This window comes from Aggregatimonas sangjinii (assembly GCF_005943945.1).
GTDB lineage: Bacteria > Bacteroidota > Bacteroidia > Flavobacteriales > Flavobacteriaceae > Pelagihabitans > Pelagihabitans sangjinii.
The window spans coordinates 701,118-721,997 of sequence record NZ_CP040710.1; the positions used below are offsets into that span (position 1 = coordinate 701,118).

20 protein-coding genes are annotated in these 20,880 nt (G+C 43.2%); 8 read left to right on the forward strand and 12 right to left on the reverse strand.

Annotation, left to right across the window (positions count from 1 at the left end; all coding sequences use genetic code 11):
• Window positions 1–130: 130 nt before the first annotated feature.
• Entirely contained in the window at window positions 131–1,315 is a 1,185-nt protein-coding gene (locus FGM00_RS02875; RefSeq protein ID WP_138851461.1) for a hypothetical protein, read from the reverse strand.
• Between the two features lie 106 nt (window positions 1,316–1,421).
• On the opposite strand from FGM00_RS02875, the gene FGM00_RS02880 reads away from it, so the two are divergent.
• Window positions 1,422–2,477 carry an IS110 family RNA-guided transposase gene (locus FGM00_RS02880; RefSeq protein ID WP_138851457.1) on the forward strand — a complete coding sequence of 352 codons (1,056 nt, stop codon included), beginning with the start codon at window positions 1,422–1,424 and terminating at the stop codon, window positions 2,475–2,477.
• A 296-nt stretch (window positions 2,478–2,773) separates the two neighbouring features.
• On the opposite strand, the gene FGM00_RS02885 is transcribed toward FGM00_RS02880, so the two are convergent.
• Window positions 2,774–3,163, reverse strand: coding sequence for a hypothetical protein (locus tag FGM00_RS02885; protein ID WP_138851462.1), 390 nt, complete (start codon window positions 3,161–3,163; stop codon window positions 2,774–2,776).
• A gap of 178 nt (window positions 3,164–3,341) precedes the next feature.
• Between FGM00_RS02885 and FGM00_RS02890 the strand changes: the two genes are divergently transcribed.
• Window positions 3,342–4,409: a tyrosine-type recombinase/integrase gene (locus FGM00_RS02890; RefSeq protein ID WP_236262885.1), complete on the forward strand. Its 1,068-nt coding sequence runs from the start codon at window positions 3,342–3,344 to the stop codon at window positions 4,407–4,409.
• A gap of 34 nt (window positions 4,410–4,443) precedes the next feature.
• Here FGM00_RS02890 and FGM00_RS02895 read toward each other — a convergent pair whose 3' ends face one another.
• Both FGM00_RS02895 and FGM00_RS02900 read right to left on the reverse strand, forming a co-directional pair.
• The gene (locus FGM00_RS02895) at window positions 4,444–5,637 is read right to left on the reverse strand and encodes a pyridoxal phosphate-dependent aminotransferase (protein WP_138851464.1); all 1,194 of its coding nucleotides are present in this window, start codon (window positions 5,635–5,637) and stop codon (window positions 4,444–4,446) included.
• 254 nt (window positions 5,638–5,891) lie between these two features.
• Window positions 5,892–6,992: a fatty acid desaturase family protein gene (locus FGM00_RS02900; RefSeq protein WP_138851465.1), complete on the reverse strand. Its 1,101-nt coding sequence runs from the start codon at window positions 6,990–6,992 to the stop codon at window positions 5,892–5,894.
• A 144-nt stretch (window positions 6,993–7,136) separates the two neighbouring features.
• Between FGM00_RS02900 and rsmG the strand changes: the two genes are divergently transcribed.
• The gene (gene rsmG, locus FGM00_RS02905; RefSeq protein ID WP_138851466.1) at window positions 7,137–7,772 is read left to right on the forward strand and encodes a 16S rRNA (guanine(527)-N(7))-methyltransferase RsmG; all 636 of its coding nucleotides are present in this window, start codon (window positions 7,137–7,139) and stop codon (window positions 7,770–7,772) included.
• Window positions 7,773–7,776: 4 nt separating this feature from the next.
• On the opposite strand, the gene FGM00_RS20030 is transcribed toward rsmG, so the two are convergent.
• The 8 genes from FGM00_RS20030 to FGM00_RS02940 form a co-directional block, all read right to left on the reverse strand.
• Window positions 7,777–7,905, reverse strand: coding sequence for a hypothetical protein (locus FGM00_RS20030; protein ID WP_262711078.1), 129 nt, complete (start codon window positions 7,903–7,905; stop codon window positions 7,777–7,779).
• 151 nt (window positions 7,906–8,056) lie between these two features.
• A complete protein-coding gene (locus tag FGM00_RS02910; protein ID WP_138851467.1) occupies window positions 8,057–8,428 on the reverse strand; it encodes a hypothetical protein in 372 nt (123 codons plus the stop codon).
• Between the two features lie 221 nt (window positions 8,429–8,649).
• Complete coding sequence (locus FGM00_RS02915; protein ID WP_138851468.1) at window positions 8,650–9,168, reverse strand: DinB family protein; 519 nt, start codon at window positions 9,166–9,168, stop codon at window positions 8,650–8,652.
• 122 nt (window positions 9,169–9,290) lie between these two features.
• Window positions 9,291–10,265, reverse strand: a complete 975-nt coding sequence (locus tag FGM00_RS02920; RefSeq protein WP_138851469.1) for a DKNYY domain-containing protein — start codon at window positions 10,263–10,265, stop codon at window positions 9,291–9,293.
• Between the two features lie 266 nt (window positions 10,266–10,531).
• A complete protein-coding gene (gene pruA, locus FGM00_RS02925) occupies window positions 10,532–12,160 on the reverse strand; it encodes an L-glutamate gamma-semialdehyde dehydrogenase (RefSeq protein ID WP_138851470.1) in 1,629 nt (542 codons plus the stop codon).
• Window positions 12,161–12,662: 502 nt separating this feature from the next.
• Window positions 12,663–13,049 (reverse strand): Co2+/Mg2+ efflux protein ApaG, encoded by a 387-nt coding sequence (gene apaG, locus FGM00_RS02930; RefSeq protein ID WP_138851471.1) that lies wholly within the window; start codon window positions 13,047–13,049, stop codon window positions 12,663–12,665.
• 8 nt (window positions 13,050–13,057) lie between these two features.
• Window positions 13,058–14,191 (reverse strand): DUF3667 domain-containing protein, encoded by a 1,134-nt coding sequence (locus FGM00_RS02935; protein WP_236262886.1) that lies wholly within the window; start codon window positions 14,189–14,191, stop codon window positions 13,058–13,060.
• A gap of 303 nt (window positions 14,192–14,494) precedes the next feature.
• Complete coding sequence (locus FGM00_RS02940; protein WP_138851472.1) at window positions 14,495–15,742, reverse strand: type IX secretion system plug protein; 1,248 nt, start codon at window positions 15,740–15,742, stop codon at window positions 14,495–14,497.
• Window positions 15,743–15,894: 152 nt separating this feature from the next.
• On the opposite strand from FGM00_RS02940, the gene FGM00_RS02945 reads away from it, so the two are divergent.
• The 5 genes from FGM00_RS02945 (at window position 15,895) to nqrE (ending at window position 20,880) form a co-directional block, all read left to right on the forward strand.
• Complete coding sequence (locus tag FGM00_RS02945) at window positions 15,895–17,244, forward strand: Na(+)-translocating NADH-quinone reductase subunit A (protein ID WP_138851473.1); 1,350 nt, start codon at window positions 15,895–15,897, stop codon at window positions 17,242–17,244.
• 3 nt (window positions 17,245–17,247) lie between these two features.
• The gene (locus FGM00_RS02950; RefSeq protein WP_236262888.1) at window positions 17,248–18,528 is read left to right on the forward strand and encodes an NADH:ubiquinone reductase (Na(+)-transporting) subunit B; all 1,281 of its coding nucleotides are present in this window, start codon (window positions 17,248–17,250) and stop codon (window positions 18,526–18,528) included.
• 3 nt (window positions 18,529–18,531) lie between these two features.
• Window positions 18,532–19,287 (forward strand): Na(+)-translocating NADH-quinone reductase subunit C, encoded by a 756-nt coding sequence (locus tag FGM00_RS02955; RefSeq protein ID WP_138851474.1) that lies wholly within the window; start codon window positions 18,532–18,534, stop codon window positions 19,285–19,287.
• Window positions 19,287–19,934 (forward strand): NADH:ubiquinone reductase (Na(+)-transporting) subunit D, encoded by a 648-nt coding sequence (locus tag FGM00_RS02960; protein WP_138851475.1) that lies wholly within the window; start codon window positions 19,287–19,289, stop codon window positions 19,932–19,934. Before FGM00_RS02955 ends, FGM00_RS02960 begins: the two co-directional genes overlap by 1 nt.
• Before the next feature lie 184 nt (window positions 19,935–20,118).
• Window positions 20,119–20,880 (forward strand): NADH:ubiquinone reductase (Na(+)-transporting) subunit E, encoded by a 762-nt coding sequence (nqrE, locus tag FGM00_RS02965; protein ID WP_138851476.1) that lies wholly within the window; start codon window positions 20,119–20,121, stop codon window positions 20,878–20,880.

The window sequence follows — 20,880 nt, forward strand, 5'->3', positions numbered from 1 at the left end:
TTGCATTTTGTTTTATCTTATTTTTCTAAAAGCCAAATCAAAAGATTTGGCGGTGCCAGTAAACAAGCCCAAGCCAATGGGAATAGGACTTACCGCCCTATTTGCTATAGCCGGTGTTGGCAGCAGTTCTTTATTCAAATGTTCTTTCTAAATAGTCAGACAAAAACTTATTTAATTTTTCCTCAGAAAATTTCATTATATCTTTAATTTCAGCTAATTGCTTTAAATATTGTAGGGTTTGTCCCATTGTTGGTTGATTTTTATATTTTTCATTAAACGCATTTGCAAATGACTGACCTTGATTTTTCATCATACTATTCGCAGCCTTTTGATTTATTCGGTAAGCGATTTGTTTCCTGTCATCATTTGAAATGATTTTTACAGAGAACTCAACTTCTCCGTAGTTCAAAAAGTCTTTATAATTGCTCTTTTCATTGTAACCATAAAATGATTCAAATGGAAATGTATGATTCTCGAACAGTTGTATTACGAAGTCATTCATAAGAATAATGTACGGATTATCTCCTTCAACAGGCGCAACTATATTCTCCGTCTTATACTTTTCTCCTAAATCCTCATCATTTTCATCTTTTAAGGTTTGCAAATATGTAACTGATAATGCGATATTTTCTAAACCTGTATTATCTTTTTGAAATATTTTGTTTCTTAATTTTTCCGATAATTTATTGGATAACGTAAATGACGAATCACATTCTGAAGTTCTCCAAAATTGTAAAACAAAAAATAATCTTAATATGCGACTATCATTTTGGTTTAGTTTAATATGATCAATACCAGAGAGATTTGTATTTCTAAATTTGTGAATGATTTTCTGGGCAAATTCATTTTCGATATCTGTAAAAATGTCTTCACACTGTTTACAGAATGAATCACTAACTGTAAAATCAATATTTTTTTCAGCATCTAAATTTTCTTCTTCTGTGCTTTGCCTTCCTAAAATATTTTCAAGTTTAGCGACCGATATTTCCTGTTGGAATTTGTAATCTACTGTCGGTTTTTCAGGGTCAATACTCCAATACGAACCTTTTCCTCGTTCATTTGAGCCATCCTCGTTTAATGCAGTTCTGATTATAAAATCTGTAAGATAATGAGTGTTGCTCTTTGGATTTTTTTCTAAATGACATAATTTACACTTCATCTGATTTTTTTTCGAATTGCTGCCAACGGTTGAGCTATGAACAGTACGGGGGCAAACTAGCGTTTGCTTTCCGCCACGCACATAGCGAAATCTTTTGGTTTTGTTTTTTCTTTTTTCCTGTCCAAAGCAAAATCCAAAAGATTTTGCGGACTTCATAAAAATACACAAACCTTTCGTCTAAGCCCTAAGCCCGTATTGTTTATAGCATCTATGTAAAAGCAGCGTGTCCTTTATCTTTAAAGTTCTTTAAAACAATTAAGATATGAAACAGGAACACACTGCAGTACCTAAGTTATTCATTGGTATCGATATTCACAAGCGAAGTTGGAAGATACATTGCTCGACCGATATTTCCGGGGGCAAGACTTTTTCGATGCCACCCGAGCCTGAAATACTTCTAAACCATGTTGAGAAGTATTACCCTGATTTCGATGTTTCGACAGCCTATGAAGCGGGTTGCTGCGGATATTCCGCGCACCGATGTTTCGAGAGCTATGGATGGCGTTCCTTGGTAGTGAATCCTGCCGATGTGCATAGAAAGGGCAAGGAGAAGCATACCAAGACGGATAGGATAGATGCGCAGCTCATAGCAAGGGAGCTCAAGGATGGTCGTTTGGATGGCATCCATGTCCCGGATATGGAGCGGGAACAGTTGCGCAGCCTTTTCCGCAGAAGGAACGATCTGGTCAAGGATTACCGTCGCATAAAGAGCTTGATAAAATCCCAGCTGCTTTATTTTGGTATTGCCGTCCCTGCAGAGTTCGACAATAGCCACTGGAGTCATAATTTTCGCAACTGGCTTGATGCTTTGGCGTTCGAGTATTCGCCCGCGCGGGCGACCCTTGACAGTCGCATGCGCCAATTCCGTTTCGTGGATCAAGATCTACGTGACGTATCAACACAACTACGCAGGTTTTGTAAGACCTATTACAGGAAGGATTATAAGTTGCTCAGGAGTATTCCGGGCATTGGCGGCATCGTTGCCTGTGGTATTCTTTGTGAATTGGGTGACTTGAGAAGATTTAGAAGTCTGAAACACTTGTCGGGCTATGTAGGTTTGGCACCTGGCATTCATCAAAGTGGCGATAATCTGCGCACGACCGGTATCACTAGAAGGGCACACCGTCTCATACGCAGCTATTTCATAGAGGCCTCATGGCAGGCGGTACGGACCGACCCTGTGATGCAGGCGTATTATAGAAAGCATTCAGGAAGAAACGTGAAGAGCATCATCGTAAAAGTAGCGAGAAAGCTGCTTAGTAGAACATTAGCGGTTATCAAGACCGAAGTGCCTTATACGATAGGAGTCATTGAATAAAAAAATGAATATATAATCATAACAAAGCTCACAAAGAAGTATCAAAGACCTGTACCACAAAACATAACCCGTGACCGTCTCGGGACAGGATCACATTTTATAGCAAGTGACCGGGTCTATTATAGCTTATGATCATACAGATGCTGGTGAACCCGATAACGGAGTATCACATATAGGAGTGGGGGCAAGTTATATGAAAAGAAAAAAAGGTGGTTTAAGGCAAAAAGAAAATATTGACTAACTTTAAAGAACTGGACTATGGCTTTTCATAGGAGGTTTTGTTGTGCATAGTTTTTTTATTCGACGACTCCGATAAACATTAAATATTCAACTTCGGTATCATAGATTTCCATTAATTCTTCATTTGTTAAGTCAACTTTCTCCTCATTCAGAGCGTATTCTACCATTTCATTAATGTCCATTTCTGCATTCGATTCCGATTCGCTTTCTGAATTCGGATTTTCGGAAATCAGTCCGATTTTATTCATATAGTTTTCCTCCGCAACCAGAGCGCTACGAATCAAATTCAAGTCCGATTTTTTCTTATTCAGCTTCAACGCAATGAAACAAGTCGCTTCGTCCAAATCATATGTTTGTTTTCCAGCGTTATTTTCATTCACAGTGCAAATCGGTTCGTTTTTACAACCGAAAAAAGAGAGTAAAGTCAAGATGAATATTTTTTTCACATTTCTGATTAGTTAAATTATGCACAACACGTATATATGTGCATGTTTTTGTATTCCCTTCTAAAGTACGGTTTTTTCACAAAGCACAACACCTATAGACGGTGCAAAGTGATTTTCGATTACGCATTTTGTATATCAATTTACTATCTTTAGTTTTTTTGATATACAAAATACCCAAGTGATATACGAAAAGTACAGCTTTGTTTTTGACCAACACCGCAATAAAAATGTGATTTTGGTACGGTTTGATTACGATAAGGAAGTGCTGCAAAGTTTTAGAGCGCGCTTTCCCAGTGCAAAATGGAGCCGGACTAAAAAATGCTGGTACCTTCCTGATCTTCCTGCGCTGCGAAAGCTACTGGGTCTTCGAGAAAAAACCGTTGATGAAAAAAAGCTGGAGGGGGTATCGGAGCACAATCAAAAAGCGTACTTACAAATGCACCATCAGCTTGGGTTAAAAGGCTACAGTGTTAATACCAAACGAATCTATCTTGCCGAATTCGCCCATCTCTTAAAATTGATCAAACAGGTGCCCGTCGACCAATTGAATGCAAAAAAGATTAAAGACTATTTTTTGTACTGTCTGAACAAGGAAGGCATGCGTGAACGTAAGCTTAACGGTAAAATAAATGCCATAAAATTCTATTTTGAGCAGGTACTGCATCGGGAACGAATGTTCTTCGATATTCCCAGGCCTAAAAAGCCGATCACCCTACCAAAAATGCTCAGCAAGGCACAGGTAAAACGATTATTCGAAAACACGGCCAACCTAAAGCATGCCATGGCGCTAAAACTGTGTTACGGGATGGGGCTTCGGGTGTCCGAAGTGGTACGCCTGAAACTGGAACATGTCGATAGCAGTAGAATGGTGGTACTGATCGCCGGGGCAAAAGGAAAGAAAGATCGCTATGTGCCCCTACCAAAAAGCTTGCTGCCGCAACTGCGCGACTATTACAAACATTACAAACCTAAACTGTATTTGCTGGAAGGCCAATACGGCGGACCCTATTCTAAAAGTTCGGTGCAGCAGGTCTTTAAAAAGGCCATGCGCAAGGCGCGTATCCATAAAAAAATAGGGGTTCATGGTCTGAGACATAGCTATGCAACGCATCTGCTCGAATCCGGGGCCGATATGCGTTTCATACAGGAACTGTTGGGGCACGACTCCATAAAGACCACACAAATCTATACAAAGGTCACACCGCGCAGCCTGTCTACGATTGCGAGTCCGTTAAATAGTTTGTAAAATCATGAAAGCGCTACGGAAATAGCGTCTTGGCCTACGAAGCAAGGGCTTGTTTAATTCGCGCAATCGCCTCTTTGATGTCCGCTTCCGAAGCGGCGTACGAAATACGAATGCAGTTGCCGTTGCCGAACGCATCCCCGGTTACCGTGGCTACATTGGCGTGTTCCAGCAAGTACATCGCAAAGTCGGAGGCGTTGTTGATCGTTACGCCGTTCAACGTCCTCCCGAAGTAAGCGGTCACATCCGGGTACACGTAAAAAGCGCCTTCCGGTTCATTACATTTAAAACCGTCGATGGCGTTGAGCAATCCCAAAATCAGTTTGCGGCGCTCCTTAAATTTATCCACCATGTACTGCACCCGTTCCGGCGATTCGGTCAAGGCGGTTATTACGGCGCGTTGTGCAATACAATTGGCGCCGCTCGTCACTTGCCCCTGCAGTTTGTTGCAGGCACGTGCGATATAGGTCGGCGCTCCGATATAGCCGATGCGCCAGCCGGTCATGGCAAAAGCCTTGGCTACCCCGTTTACGGTAACGGTACGCTCGTACATATCCGCAAAGGCGGCCATCGAGGCATGTTCCGTGACACCATAATTGATATGCTCATAGATTTCGTCACTGACCACGATGATTTGCGGGTGTTTTTGCAATACATCGGCAAGGGCCCGCAGCTCCTGCGCGCTGTAAATAGAACCGCTAGGGTTGCAGGGTGAGGAGTACCATAGCATTTTGGTTTTTGGTGTAATGGCGGCCTCCAATTGCGCGGGGGTCATCTTGAAATCGCTTTCCAAGCTGGTCTTTACCTCTACCGGCACACCGCCAGCCAGTTTTACAATGTCGCTATAACTGACCCAATAGGGGCAGGGTAGTAGTACTTCGTCACCGGCATTGAGCAGTATTTGGGCCACGTTGTACAGTGCCTGTTTGGCGCCGGTGGAAACCACCAATTGCGAACGCTCGTAATCCAGGCCATTGTCCCGCTTGAATTTAGTGATAATGGCATCTTTCAATGCTACGTACCCATCTACCGGGGTATAGGAATTGTAATTGTCGTTTACGGCCTGTATGGCGGCATCCTTAATATAATCTGGAGTATTGAAATCGGGTTCCCCGAGACTAAGTCCGATGATATCTTTACCGGCGGCCCTCAACTCTCGGGCCTTCGCCGCCATTTCTAAAGTAGCGGATGGGGTAACGTTATTGATGCGGTCTGAAAGTTGGTCGATCATATAGAATTATTTTCATTCCTGCGCAGGCAGCAATCGATATGTTGATATAAATAGGCTCCAAAATTAAAACATTCGAGCTGCTTTACAACCTGAAAAGGAGATGGATTATTAACTATTTGGTCGGAGTTTGTGAACAGTGTAAAAACGAACAGCTCGAAAGTTGCGATCTGTGGTTTGATTACCTACCGGATACGACTGTCGAGCTGTTCTTTTCGTTGCTATGGGCTGCTATAAAATCCTGTTGTAAGAATGATTCACATCTGTAAAGCGGGCTGTTTGCCCAATTCTTTCAAATGTCTGAAGTGCGAGATAATGGCTTTGCGCGTAGTCTTGTATTCGTTATAGGGCAAATTGAACTCCTTCGCCGTTTCCCTCACGATTTTCGAAATTTTGGTATAATGTACGTGGCTGATATTCGGAAATATATGATGTTCTACCTGGTGGTTGAGACCGCCCGTAAACCAATTGACGACCCTATTTTTTGTTCCGAAATTGACCGTGGTGAACAATTGATGGATGGCCCAGGTATTTTTCATGGTGCCACTCTCGTCCGGGAGCGGGGTGTCGGCTTCGTCTACCACATGGGCCAACTGAAAAACAACGCTAAGAATGACCCCGGCTACATAATGCATGACAAAGAAACCGATCAAAACCTGCCACCAAGCCACACTGGTGAATATGAGTGGTAAAACAATCCAAATCGTGGCATATAAAATTTTGGTAACGACCAAGGTACTCCAATTCATTACCGGGTTTGGAAATTTTCCGTAGGATAGCTTGCGTTTGGTGTAACGGTACATCTGTAAAAAATCGGTGGTAATCGCCCAGTTGAAGGTCAAGAGTCCATATAAAAAAACCGAATAGAAATGTTGGAACTTATGGTGCTTTTGCCATTTGGAATGTTTGGAGAACCGGAGAATCCTACCCGCCTCTAGGTCTTCATCGTGCTCGTGAATGTTGGTATAGGTATGGTGAAGCACATTGTGCTGTACCTGCCAGTTATACACATTTCCAGCGAGAATATAGATACTGCTCCCCATGAGTTTGTTCACCCATTCTTTCTTGGAATAGGAACCATGGTTGCCATCGTGCATCACGTTCATGCCCACGCCTGCCATGCCGATGCCCATAACGATCGACAAAAGTAGGTAACCCCAAACTGGAATGTTCAGTGTAAGGATTAAGAAGTAAGGGGCTAGGAACAAGGTAAACATGACCACTGCCTTCAAGTGCAGACGCCAATTTCCCGTCTTTTTGATTTTGTTCTCTTTAAAGTAATCGTTGACCCGCTTGTTTAATGTTCTAAAGAATTGAGCGGAATCCTTTCTGGAAAATTTTATGGTTTTCGTACTCATAAATCGCAATCTTTTTGGTAAAGATAAATGAAATCGCTTTTTGTGGGCTATAAGACTTTCCCAAAAAATGATATTTTAGGCACTTGTTTCAAAACGAGTGCTAAGACTTGGTAATATAGTATTTTTGCCTGAAATACCGAATTCATGAATGTGCAATTGATTTTCGAATACTTTCCGGGGCTCAGCGACCTTCAAAAAGAGCAGTTTGTGCAAATGTCCGAACTCTACGAAGACTGGAACCAAAAGATAAACGTGGTTTCCCGAAAGGATATCGATGAGCTGTATCTACGTCACGTACTGCATTCTTTGGGAATCGCCAAAGTACAGGAATTTCTTCCGAATACGACGGTGCTGGATGTAGGTACCGGAGGCGGGTTTCCGGGTATTCCCTTGGCGATCCTCTTTCCGGAGACGAGCTTCACTTTGGTCGATTCCATCGGAAAAAAAATAAAAGTGGTCGAGGAAGTCGTTTCGGGCCTCCGTTTGGAAAATGTAAAGGCCGTGAACAGTAGAGTGGAAGCGGTAGAGCAGCAATTCGATTTTATTGTAAGTAGGGCCGTGGCCGCCATGCCGACCTTTGTGCATTGGGTGAAAGGGAAAATCAAAAAAGAATCGGTTCACCAAAGGAGAAACGGTATATTGTATCTAAAGGGAGGAGACCTTACGGAAGAATTGAAGATATACAGTACGGCACAAACCTTTAACCTCACTGACTATTTTACCGACGATTTCTTTGAAACGAAGAAAGTGGTATATCTACCCATGAAATTCAAGGGCTAGGCTTTTAAAGGGACAACAGGCTTAGATAGGCATGCCTACATCGTTCCGCATAGGCAATGACATAATTGCGCATTTTCGTAAAAAGCGAAGTACGTTGCTGATGGGGGACTGTTTGCTGTTCGGTATGTTTCATAGGAGTATTATTTGCACTTTAGTATAACTAATTTACATATTATTTACAATGATTTAACGTTAAATTTACATTGAAATTGTGTCGATGCCCATTTTTCTAACAAAATGTCTTGAAACGAACTTCAATAAACGGTTGATATAACGAACGCTCTTTAAAAGTCACATTTAAAATCGGAAGGGCGGTAGACGATCTTGCGCTCGCTGATACTATCGGAGGAATAGTTTTCATCTCCGAGAAAGCCCAGCGAGGTTCCCGTACAGTCCAAGATGGGTGCAACCTTGTTGATTATGGGATTGCAATCCTCGAAAATAAAAATAGTCTGTGTATCGGTTTTGGCCTGCACAATATAGCAGTAATGGGCATTTGGGTCATTGTTTTCAACGCGCCTGGCTACTTCTTCCCTGAGCCACACCAAGTCTTCAATGGGATTGGCGACCCCGCAGGCCGCGATTACGGGTACATCATCGTTCGAACAGGAAAGTAAGGGCATGCAGATCAGCAGAAGTATCGAAAATTTTTTCACGCTAAGCTTGTTTGGTTACTTTCTATAGATACTTCCGATCGGAATAGGTTGCGTGCATGTCATTCGGGCAGATAGTATTCTGCATACCTTATTTTGGTTCGGTGAATGACGCTTGCAGAATCCCAAAAAGATTCTTGGGTGGGTGCAGGTAGCAGCCGTAGCATTGGTTGTAATATAAAAAAGGCGCCTTAGTGGCGCCTTTACTTTTAAATTCCGCAATGTTACATGCTCCACGGCGGCACGACACCATTCGACCTGGCGTAGGCGATGAGCTGTCCTTTATGCTCGCCATTATGTTCCATCATGGCCAAAAGTCCACCTAGCTTGTTCATTGTTGCAAAGCCGAAGTCTACTTCCTCGGAGAACGAGTCGCTGTCTACCTCCATTATCTTCTCAAGAACAAAGGCGTTCGATTGTTTGAGCGCCGAGATGATGTTCTCTTTTCCGGTCACTTTTCCCAGTGCCATCATATCTACATCCTCCGGGGGCGCAAAGCCCATTTTTGTAGCGAGGTAATAATTGGCGCCTGCAATGTGCATAAGGGCTTCACCAACCGAATTGACCCCTTCCATAGGTCTCCAATCGTACTGTTCTTCCGAAAAGGCTTCGGCCAGTTGTATGACCTGCCCTTGGTTACTTTCCAGAACGGCTTTGATAGTTGCTTGTGCGAGATTGTCCTGGGCCTGAAGCCCGTAAAACGATAGCGCCAAAACCGACAATAATAAAAATTTCAGTTTCATTTTTGTGTCTTTAAGTTAAACATCGATTTGTGGGGGCTAACCAAATGTAATAAAATTAAAATGCCCGAAATACATTCGGGCGATACTTATGCGTCTGCTTTGGGATATTTAGAAGTAGTCGGCTATTTTTCTTCCAATCGCCCTTCATGGTAGGTGCCGTTTTTATCGATGTATTTGTAACTTCCTTCCAATCGCCTGAAAGTGGCGACATCTGCATTTTCAACGATGTTGTCTTTGTAGTACACATGCGTTGCATCCTTTGCGTAGGAATGATCAATGATTTCAAAGCTCTGGTTATCGATATCGGGCCTGGCCTGACCGTCGTAGTAGATAGTGTCGGCAACCCTTAAAAAATAAGGATTCAGGATTTCGACTTCCGCCTTATCTGCATAGGGTAGCGCAATCGGATTGGAAGCGTTTTCGGTAAAGAAGGGAAGCCAATACACATTCTTCTTATCAATGGTATGGCTACTCTCGCCAAGTAGCTCCAGGCTGGCAACATCCGCGCCAAATGATTCGAAGCAATTGTCGTTACGAACGTATGCACGGCTCGAGTCTTTGGCAAAATAATCGTTCAGCGGTTGAAAACTGTCGAAATCCGCCTCGATCTTATGGTTCCTAAAAAAATGTAGTTTTCCGTCATTGGCCCAATCGATGTCCGTTTGAACGTAGGTTTTCGGATCGGCACCATCGATGATGGTTGCCCTGCCACGGTAGGCATCCCCTTCATAGACTTTGTCAAAGGCATATACGAAATTGCTGTCGAAACCGATGTGGGCCATATAATCCTCATCCTTGACCCTAAAGGTAGCAAGATCAATGGGCAGGTTGGTCACGGCATAGGCTTCGTAAAACAGTTGGTCTTTATCCCGGCCCAACCATCTATTGAACACTTCAAAACTTTCTACATCGGCGTGCATGCCAGTGTTGCCCAACTCGAACCAATTGCCCATGGGGCTGTATCGAATTTCGCTTTTCGAATTGTTGTAGTAATGACTATCCGATTTTTCCGGGTCTACAGGGTTGCCCAACGGGCTGCAGCTATGAAACAGCCATAGTAATGGGGCGAAGAGTATTTTCAAAAGATTTTTCATCATTGGTCGGCTTACGGTGTTGAGCGCATAAGGCTCTGTTTTTTAAATACTAACGCAAATTACCAAAGGAGATTGTTTGGGCGTTCCCCGGCCATGGCCAAAAAAAACTCCCGTATTTCAGGGATTGAAATACGGGAGTTATCTGTTTAACCCGATAAATTAAATTTGAACTCATCCGATTAAAAAATAAAACCGAAAGTCACTGGGCAATGATCACCCCTAAGTATTCAGGCTTCACTTTATACAACGTTCTTTTTCAAAAAACGAGCCTATCCTAAAAACGGGTACCTATAGTCTACCGGGGTAACAAAGGTTTCTTTGATCAACCTTGGGGAAACCCAACGCAATAAATTCTGTGCAGAACCGGCTTTGTCATTCGTTCCGGATGCCCTAGCGCCTCCAAAAGGTTGTTGACCAACGACCGCTCCCGTGGGTTTGTCGTTAATATAAAAGTTCCCGGCACAATTCTGTAGCGCCTTTGTGGCTTCTTCAATGGCGTATCGGTCCGCTGAAAGAACGGCTCCAGTAAGTGCGTATTCCGAGGTTTCATCGACCAATTTCAAGGTCTTGGCCCAATCCTTGTCGTCATATACGTAAACAGTAGCCACAGGCCCGAACAATTCCGTTTCCATGGTTGTGTACTTTGGGTCCGTGGTAACGATGACGGTCGGCTCTATAAAATAGCCCTTCGATTTGTCGTAATTGCCACCAACGAGAATCTTGGCTTTTTTATCCTTTTTGGCCTGATCGATATACTTCGCCAATTTATCGAAAGAACCTTCATGAATTACGGCCGTAATAAAGTTCGACATATCTTCGGGTGACCCTGGAGGGTTAAACGACTCCACATCTTTCTTGACCAGCTCCAAAATCTTGTTCGCCTTCGATTTAGGAAGATACATCCTAGAGGCAGCACTACATTTTTGTCCTTGAAATTCAAAGGCGCCACGAACGATAGCAGTGGCCACTTGTTTGGGATTGGCCGAAGCATGCGCGACGATAAAATCCTTACCTCCGGTTTCCCCAACGATCCTAGGGTAGGTTTTGTATGTATGGATGTTGTTGCCGATTTGCATCCATAAATCCTTGAAAACATTCGTGGAACCTGTAAAATGGATGCCGGCAAAATCCGGACTGTCCAAAATCGTCTTGGTGATCATAACCGGGTCACCATAGATTACATTGATCACGCCGTCTGGAAGTCCAGCTTCCTTAAATACGTCAACGATAACCTTGGCCGAAAAGATCTGGCTGTCACTGGGCTTCCAAACCACAACATTCCCCATCATAGCTGCACTAGCCGGAAGGTTACCGGCAATGGCGGTAAAGTTAAAGGGGGTAATCGCATAGATAAAGCCTTCCAAGGGCCGGTATTCGACCCTGTTCCAAATACCTTCTGCCGAATCGGGCTGCTCTTCATAAATCTGCGTCATGTATTCTACGTTGAAACGTAGAAAATCGATAAACTCACAGGCAGCGTCTATTTCTGCTTGGTGTATCGTTTTAGACTGCGCTATCATCGTTGCGGCATTGATTTTCGCACGGTAGGGTCCTGCGATCAATTCCGCCGCTTTTAGGAAAATCGCCGCACGCTGCTCCCAATTAAGGTCGGCCCATGCATCCCGCGCTTTTAGAGCGGTATCGATAGCCTCGGTCACATGAGACTTATTGGCGATATGGTAGGTGCCCACCTTGTGTTTGTGGTCGTGCGGAGGGGACATCGGTTTTGTCTTTCCGGATTTGACTTTTTTCTTGCCAATGTACATCGGCACTTCAACGATACCGTTGTAGTAGGTTTTGTATTGCTTCAAAACCGCCTCGCGTTCCGGAGTGCCGGGCGCGTAACTTTTTATCGGTTCGTTATATGCAGTCGGTACTTGAAAAAAACCTTTTCCCATGGAGATATTTTTTTAAAATTTTAGCTGTGTAAAGGTAGGAAACAAGGGAACAAAAATTAATGATTATCGATTATTAATTGCTTAACAAAATCGAGGATTGTTTTGATTTGAAGTATTTGATATCCTTATTTGCCGCACGATATACATCTGTACCAGGCTTAACCTTGCTGATGTCTCGTTTGAAGGTATGGCTTGGCTTTGCTCCAGGATGTCAAAACGGCCCCCAGCTGTACTGTGGTAATGTTCGCAATAAGTACTATTCTTACACTTTTACCGCTATCGAAAGGGAAGAAACTATTTTTTATATGTTAACAAGGAACAATCCGATAGTACGCGCTAGCATACAAGTGTTTTACCAATGTCGACAAAATACAAGAAATAATATTTTCAAGGAAAGAAGAACAAATCAAGAAAATAATCTTTGAAAGACCAATTACTTAAATTAATTAATTCAGCTAAAAAGTTTTTGAACTTGTACTTGATATCAGCGTTTAAGCTTGCCTTAGTTAAGTGCAAAGGGCGCACTAAATCTAAAGGTGGGAATATACACCCTGAACTTCTCCGTAGAACTGAAATTGACCATATTGTAGTGGCCTTTCATCGCCCCGATAGGAGAGGCCAATAAGCAACCCGAAGTGTAGGTATGCGATTCCCCCGGCTGAATGACCGGTTTTTTTCCGATAACGCCTTCGCCGTCCAGCGTCTCCAATTCGTTAAGGGCATCGTAGATATCCCAATGGCGCGAAGTAAGTTGTACCGAGTCCCGACTTTGGTTCTCGATGGTAATCGTGTAGCCGAACGCGAAGTGCATCTTGTAATTCTTAAAGAAGGTGCCTTCAAAATTCGTGTTGACCGAAACTTTTATGCCTTTGGTGACCTGTGTTATCATACGAACGTCTAAAAAGTATATGCACTACCGACCGCCAGTATGACGACCGAGGTTATTGCTAAAATAAAGAAAATGAAATTAAAGAAAGCATATTTAACAATAGTTTTAAATCTTCCTTGTTGGTAAAATTTTCGCATGGCTTTATAGAGGTATACCATAAAGATCAAAACGAAAACCCAGCCGCTAAAAATATTAAAAATACTATCGATCAACAAGCTTACTATGAGCAAGATAAACAAGAGACTCTGAATGTGAAAACTAAAGACCAAATGATCGGTATAATTGTATTTTTTCCTGATATACGCCAGCCAAATAAACAAGGCAAAGATCGGCAGAAAGAAAAAGATCAGAAAAGGGAGCTTCGAAATCAGGCTAGCTGCGAAGGTTCCGGGCCTTTGTGTAAAGCGTAAAAAACTGTTCGCGGCATTGTAGGCGTAGGCATTCATGCGTGTCTGCGGTAAATCGTATTTTAGGGCCAGCGCCTCAAAATCGACCGTTTCATCGGCTTTCATCAAGGTGTTGAAAAAGCTTCTTTTGGCCCCGAATCGGGTTACGATCGAAAGACTGTCCAAACTGTTCAAATACTTCTTGGGGTCGCTAAGGATACTGGAATCTTTTTCCGCTATCGATTCGGTGATTTTCAGCGAGTCCAACTGTTGCTGTATTTCCGTCGAGTTTTCCAAATCCAATTTTTTAAGATCGTCACCGAAAGACAACGAGCCATCTGTATCGAAAAAACTACCCTTTGCGTCACTTCCATAGCGGTCGGCCTTAGAAAGGCCCGAACTTAAATTAAAGTTGAGCATTAAAAAATAGATGATGGACAAGCTTAACAGGAAACGAAAAGGATTGGTGTAGGATACGCGCTTTCCGTTGATGTAATCCCGTGTTATCTTACCCGGTTTTAGCAAAAGCGCCGAGAGCGTTTTGAGCAATTTGGAATCGTACGAGACCAAGCTGGAAAAAAACTCGTCGAAAAAATCTTTTAGCGTAAGTTTCTTCGTGCTATTCGCCTGGGAACAATTTGGGCAGTAGCGATCGCTCATATCCAACGGGTGGCCGCAATTGGTACACTCCGTGCCACGGTACCGCAATTGGTAGCGTCCCTTTTCAAGGCTGGAGTATGTGGGTTCGTTTTGCACGGTTCTTCGTTAAAAAAGGGTAAAGATACACAATGCCCGTTGCTGTCCGGTTAATAGAAATTGACAGTTTTGGAATATGTTCATTCGAAAGCTTCTTTGTGAAAGAGGCAATTATTCACTTAAATGGCGTGCTCAAGGTGCTGAAAATCAATTTTTTATAATAATGTAAAAATCGCCGTTCAACGAAAAATAAGTGCAGCAATTGACTGTTTTCGGCCTAAGTGATTCATTATTTGGAAAGACAATTGTAAACAAATAGGGCTTGCTGAACCCATAACTCACATCTCAAATCTCAGGTCGACCTTAATTACTGATATTTCTTGAATTCGCTGTTCCGACACCGATAATGCTATCGTAAACTTCTCCGAAATTGCGGTAATATACCAAGATAGTATAGTTGTTTTCGGTAAAATGGAAGTTCCCCGGAATAGCATTCAGGTCAATAGTACCGTCTTCTCTCTTGATGACATATTTATAGTTGTAGAATCCTTGTTTTAAGGGAATTTTCGCTTTCATCATCCCGTCTTCCTCGTCATAGTACATCCTGTTCTCATCGGTCAAAGCGTAATTATTGTACTTTCCGAAAATATACACCTCGTCAAGATTCAACAGTTCGTCATAAGGAAGGCTAAAATGAACATTGGTGTACTCCGCTTCACGGGAATTATCGTCCCCCTGTAGGGTGCGTACCACATAATCCCCATTAATGTCGGGGAAATAGGTATACGGTTCTTTGTAACGGTAGTCGTTGCTGTAGAGGTAGTGGTTATAGAGGTCCGTCACATCAATACGCGCGATGGCCGCACTGGGTGCCCTGAGGTCCTTCGTGTCGAAATTAAAGTATTCGTTGCCGCCGAAAAAACTGGTCTCGGTATCGTATTTGTATATCAATTCGGTACCCAAGGTAAATTGGGGCGGAACATTGTAGCGGGCGGTAGGCCAATAGTAATTTTGGATAATGGCCACTTTGACCTCTTTCTTGGGGTTGACCAGCTGAAAGTTACCGGCATTGATGGTAAATTGCACCACCTGCTTTTCATCCAAAAAATTGAAATCGCGTGACCTTTTCACCTGTGCGCCTACTTTGACCAAATCCTTAAAGACCACAAAGCGTCGGGAGAACTGCAATTCGTAGCTGTTGTTGTATATTTCCAACACATAATTGCCACTAACTTTTAACGATACATTGTCATTGGGTATCGTTAATCGATAATTCGAAAAGGGCTGCAGGGTGGTGTAACTGTTCCGATAATCTATGATGCGCTGGTTGTCGACTCCCCTTAGGTATTGCGATTTCAAAAGCTGTGAAGGCGTCCAATCGTAATCGCAATGTACAATCTTGTAATAATAATCCTGCTCACTGGCGGTGAGGTCATCAAATTCCAAATAAATAGGTTCGCCCAATTGGACTACGGGAAATTGGTCTCCCGTCGGACCGTTCAAAACAATCGATTTGATGTGGGGTGGGGCCTCGATTTCCTCTTGTACCTGTCCAAAAAGGAGTAGCGGCAAAAAGAGCAAAAAGGCAGTTTGTTTAAGGGTTGTGCGCATAGTTGGCAGAATTGATCAACAAAGGTAAACAAAAAGCATACCCAAAAAAGTTAGCTCGTCGTAATGCCCAAAATAATGGGTAATTATTATGAAAACAATCAGTTTAGTATTAAATTTGTACAACTTTTGATAACCTTAAAGGTCCTCTATATATGTCTAAAGACATTCGAATTAAAAAGGGTTTGAACATTAACCTGGTTGGTGCCGCAGAACATACTCTTTCAAAGGCGGTTTTAAGTAATGTTTATGCAATAGATCTTCACGATTTTCACGGTATCACCCCTAAAATGTTGGTAAAACAGGGCGCTGAGGTCAAAGCTGGCGAAGCCTTGTTCTACAATAAGAATAACGAGCAAATGCTTTTCGTTTCACCGGTTAGCGGTGAGCTTGTCGAAATCAATAGAGGGGCAAGAAGGCGAATTCTCACCCTTAAGATTTTGGCGGACAAGGAACAGGCTTCTTTGGAGCATTCAAAACTGAATTTTAAGGAGGCTTCGGCCACTGAAATCAAGGAGTATTTGTTGAAAGGGGGCTGTTGGCCGTTTATCAAACAGCGTCCGTATGATATTATCGCCAATCCCGATTTGAATCCCAAAGCCATTTTCGTTTCAGCTTACGCCACAGCGCCTTTGGCAGCCGATATCGATTTTGCATTACAGGGAAAAGAGGCGGAACTACAGGCAGCGCTAACCGCATTGGGCAAATTAACTCCGGGCAAGGTGCACGTTTCCGTGGGTACGAAGAACTCGATCATGTCAGGTTTGGAGGGTATCACGTTACACCGCGTTTCCGGGCCGCATCCTGCAGGTCTCGTAGGTACGCAGATAAACAAAATCGACCCGATCAATAAGGGGGAAACGGTCTGGACGGTATCCCCTCAGGATTTGGTGATTATCGGGGAGTTGCTGCTGACCGGAAAATTCAATGCCGAGCGCGTGGTCGCTTTGGCAGGTTCTTCGGTAAAGGCACCCAAATACTACAAGACAAAAATAGGAACTGAAATCGCAACCTTTCTATATGCCAGTGGTGTGAGCGAAGAGAACTCTCGCGTCATCAATGGCGATGTGCTTACCGGTAGCAAGAGTCGTCAGGACGGTTACCTAGGCTACTATAACAATACGGTAACTGCAATTCCGGAAGGGGACGATTATGAATTTTTCGGGTGGAACAAACCGGTTTTCAATAAAGTATCGAACACGCGGGCCTTGACCTTTTCTTGGTTGATGCCGAAAAAGAAATATGATTTGGATACCAATACCAATGGGGAGCATAGGGCTTTCGTGGTAACGGGACAATACGAAGAGGTTTTTCCATTGGATATTTACCCCATGCAGCTTTTAAAAGCATGTATGGTCAAGGATTTAGATGAAATGGAACAATTGGGACTCTACGAAGTAGCTCCCGAAGATTTTTCTTTGACCGAATTTATTTGCATATCAAAACAGCCCCATCAACAGATTATTCGCGAGGGACTGGATTTATTACTTCAAGAAATAGGATAAGAGATGAGCGACAAAAGAATGACTTTTAAGAAGCGATTGCACATTATCAAGCATCACTACAGGGACAAAAAAATGGCACCGGCATTCAATGCCCTACATACCTTTTTGTACACCCCGAACGAAACGACTCACAACGGATCACATGTTCGTGCGGCCGATGACCTGAAACGAACGATGAATACGGTGATCATGGCATTGATTCCCATTTTGTTATTCTCCATGTTCAATGCAGGATACCAACACTTTTCGGCCATCAATGGTTTTCCGGAAAATTTTTCCGTGATGGAGCATTTCCTGACCTGGGATAACTTTTGGATCGGTATCATCAAGGTGTTACCATTAGTAGTCGTGTCCTATGGTGTGGGTCTTTTGATAGAATTTATTTTTGCGGTGATTAAAGGCCATGAGGTTGAGGAAGGTTACCTCGTTACCGGGATGTTGGTACCTTTGATTGTGCCTGTTGATACGCCCTTATGGATGTTGGCCGTGGCCGTTGTCTTCGGTGTGGTTATTGGTAAAGAAGTGTTCGGAGGTACGGGAATGAATATTTTGAATCCCGCCTTGACCATTCGTGCCTTTCTTTTCTTCGCATATCCTACGTGGATGAGTGGCGATAAGGTTTGGGTGCACGATGCGGTCAACTTGGCAGGAACCCCGGATGCGATTTCCGGTGAGACCGTACTAGGCTATTTGGCGCAGAACAATACGGCCGACATGGCCGCTAAATACGATGTGGCGGATATGTTCTTTGGCTTTATTCCCGGCTCGGTGGGTGAAACTTCGGCTTTCCTGATTTTGTTGGGCGGATTATTCTTGATTTTCAGTAAAATAGCCAGTTGGCGCATCATGGTCAGCGCAGTATTGGGCTCCTTGGTCATGGGCTTCTTTTTCAACCAAGTGGTCGAATGGGGATGGATTGGCGAAACAAGCAAGTTCTATGGCTTGATGAGTTTTGAATTTTGGAAACATTTGATTGTCGGTGGCTTGGCCTTCGGTATCGTTTATATGGCGACCGATCCAGTAACCGGCGCACAGACTACAAGGGGAAAATGGATATACGGGTTTTTGATCGGATTTATATCCGTTATGATCAGGGTATTCAATCCGGCCTATCCAGAAGGCGTTTTCTTGGCGATATTGTTGATGAACGTTTTCGCTCCAACCATCGATCATTACGTCATCCGTGGAAACGTCAACAGAAGAATGAAAAGATTAAAGAACGCTGTGATTCACCCTAAGGATTCGGAGGGAAAAACAGCGGAATTACAACCAGAAACAGTTTAGATTATGGCAGTCGATACAGATAAAAACAGTTATACCGTTCTCTTTGCCGGTATTATGGTCCTCCTTGTAGGGTCTATTCTGGCCTTCTTGGCTTCGGGATTGCGGCCCAATATTCAAGAGAACGAACGATTTGAAAAACAGCAGAACATCCTATACGCCATGGGCGTTAACGAGAATGGGGACGATGCGGGTAGCGTTAACTTTATTCCTACGGAAGAAGTAGAGGGTGAGTTTACCAATTTTATCAAAGAGCAATTGGTTATTGATGAGAACGGCAATATCGAAAAAAACGATGATGCTTTTTTAATCGATTTGAAAAAGCAATTGGCCGCCAAGAAAAAGGGTAAACCATTTCAATTGCCTTTGTTTATCGGTGAAATGAACAATAATAAATACTATGTTATCCCGATGTATGGAAAAGGCCTCTGGGATGCAATCTGGGGTTTTGTTGCATTGGATAATACAATGACCGTTCAAGGCGTATATTTTGACCATAAGGGGGAAACTCCGGGCCTCGGTGCCAATATCAAGATGCGCTATTTTATGGATGACTTTTCGGGTGAGTCCATCATGGATGGTACCCAGTATGCCGGTATCGCTGTCGCTAAGGGTAATAACGACCCTTTGAACAATACGAAGGACGATAACGAGGTGGATGCATTGGCCGGAGCGACGATAACGGGCAATGGTGTTGCGGCGATGATCAAGGAAAGTCTCAACCTCTACAAAGACTATTTAGAAACCATAAGAGTTAAATAATGGCATTACTTACTAAAAAAGACGCAGGTCTTATACTCGATCCTTTGGCCGACAACAACCCGATAACCATCCAGGTGCTCGGCATTTGTTCGGCATTGGCGATTACAGCGGAACTGGAAGCTTCTATCGTGATGTCTATCGCGGTGGTATTCGTTTTGGGTGTCGGAAACGTCGTTATCTCGTTGATGCGAAATATTATTCCGTCAAAAATTAGGATTATCGTGCAGTTGATTGTCGTAGCGACTTTGGTAATTATTGTGGATCAAGTGCTCAAGGCATATGCCTATCAGCTAAGTAAAACGTTGGGTGCCTTTGTAGGTCTGATTATTACAAACTGTATCATCATGGGGCGTTTTGAAGCCTTTGCCTTGGCGAACGGACCTTGGAAATCCTTTCTGGATGGTATCGGTAACGCCTTAGGTTACGGTGTTATACTGATCATCGTAGGATTCTTTAGGGAGCTTTTAGGCTCGGGAACCTTATTGGGGTATCCTGTATTCGGAGACCCGATAATGAAAACAGGTCTGTATGCCACGGGATACGAGAACAACGGTTTTATGATCATCCCGCCCGCAGCGTTGATCGTCGTGGGTATTATAATATGGGTGCAGCGTTCCAGAAATCCTGTTCTTGTTGAAGAAAACTAGAATAAAATGTACGGTACGCTGTTACAGTAGGCAGTAAAAAATAGTTTTTCCTACTGTTTAACGGAATAAATTAGAGATTCGATTATTAAAAATTATGAAGTAGGAGCGCTTTTATAGGATTGAACGCCCCGTAACCTTGGGACCGACAACTGCAACTGCCAACTGCTTACTTATATAAGAGATTATGTTAGAACATATAGAATTATTTTTCAAGTCCATTTTCATCGACAACATGGTATTCGCTGTGTTCTTGGGAATGTGTTCCTATTTGGCAGTTTCCAAAAAAGTGGCGACTGCTGTCGGACTTGGTGCCGCTGTAATATTCGTATTGGCCGTAACAGTGCCCTTAAACTGGCTTCTAGACAAGTATCTGTTGCAAGATGGTGCCTTGGTCTGGTTAGGTGAAGAGTATGCGGACTATAACCTAGGTTTTCTTTCTTTCATCCTATTTATAGCTACCATCGCTACCATGGTGCAGTTGGTTGAAATTATCGTAGAAAAATTTTCACCCTCATTATATAACTCCTTGGGTATCTTTCTACCTCTTATTGCAGTAAACTGTGCGATACTCGGTGGTTCGTTATTCATGCAGGCCAGAGAAATCGCAACCTTGGGCCTTGCCTTGAATTATGGTGTAAGTTCAGGTATCGGTTGGTTTTTGGCGATTTTGGCCATAGCGGCCATCCGGGAGAAAATCAGATATAGCAATGTACCCGCACCCTTACGTGGACTAGGAATCACTTTTATCATTACCGGCCTTATGGGTATTGGTTTCCAGAGTTTTGGTGGAATGTTAACGGGCGGTGACGATGCTCCGGCTCCAGTTGAGGATACGACCGCTGAGGTGTTGGAAAAAGTGGAGGCACCTGTTTTGGAGGAAGGGGAAATCAAGAAGGAGGAACTGGAAGAAAATGAAGTATCGTATAACGATTTAACACAGAAATAA

Excerpts from the sequence above, each read along its gene's own strand:
- rsmG (WP_138851466.1), top strand. The coding sequence starts at position 7,137 with ATGAATGTGCAATTGATTTTCGAATACTTTCCGGGGCTCAGCGACCTT.
- nqrE (WP_138851476.1), top strand. The coding sequence starts at position 20,119 with ATGTTAGAACATATAGAATTATTTTTCAAGTCCATTTTCATCGACAAC.
- pruA (WP_138851470.1), bottom strand. The coding sequence starts at position 12,160 with ATGGGAAAAGGTTTTTTTCAAGTACCGACTGCATATAACGAACCGATA.
- FGM00_RS20030 (WP_262711078.1), bottom strand. The coding sequence starts at position 7,905 with ATGAAACATACCGAACAGCAAACAGTCCCCCATCAGCAACGTACTTCG.
- apaG (WP_138851471.1), bottom strand. The coding sequence starts at position 13,049 with ATGATAACACAGGTCACCAAAGGCATAAAAGTTTCGGTCAACACGAAT.
- FGM00_RS02940 (WP_138851472.1), bottom strand. The coding sequence starts at position 15,742 with ATGCGCACAACCCTTAAACAAACTGCCTTTTTGCTCTTTTTGCCGCTA.
- FGM00_RS02945 (WP_138851473.1), top strand. The coding sequence starts at position 15,895 with ATGTCTAAAGACATTCGAATTAAAAAGGGTTTGAACATTAACCTGGTT.
- FGM00_RS02915 (WP_138851468.1), bottom strand. The coding sequence starts at position 9,168 with ATGAAACTGAAATTTTTATTATTGTCGGTTTTGGCGCTATCGTTTTAC.
- FGM00_RS02960 (WP_138851475.1), top strand. The coding sequence starts at position 19,287 with ATGGCATTACTTACTAAAAAAGACGCAGGTCTTATACTCGATCCTTTG.
- FGM00_RS02880 (WP_138851457.1), top strand. The coding sequence starts at position 1,422 with ATGAAACAGGAACACACTGCAGTACCTAAGTTATTCATTGGTATCGAT.
- FGM00_RS02955 (WP_138851474.1), top strand. The coding sequence starts at position 18,532 with ATGGCAGTCGATACAGATAAAAACAGTTATACCGTTCTCTTTGCCGGT.
- FGM00_RS02900 (WP_138851465.1), bottom strand. The coding sequence starts at position 6,992 with ATGAGTACGAAAACCATAAAATTTTCCAGAAAGGATTCCGCTCAATTC.
- FGM00_RS02895 (WP_138851464.1), bottom strand. The coding sequence starts at position 5,637 with ATGATCGACCAACTTTCAGACCGCATCAATAACGTTACCCCATCCGCT.
- FGM00_RS02920 (WP_138851469.1), bottom strand. The coding sequence starts at position 10,265 with ATGATGAAAAATCTTTTGAAAATACTCTTCGCCCCATTACTATGGCTG.
- FGM00_RS02950 (WP_236262888.1), top strand. The coding sequence starts at position 17,248 with ATGAGCGACAAAAGAATGACTTTTAAGAAGCGATTGCACATTATCAAG.
- FGM00_RS02875 (WP_138851461.1), bottom strand. The coding sequence starts at position 1,315 with ATGAAGTCCGCAAAATCTTTTGGATTTTGCTTTGGACAGGAAAAAAGA.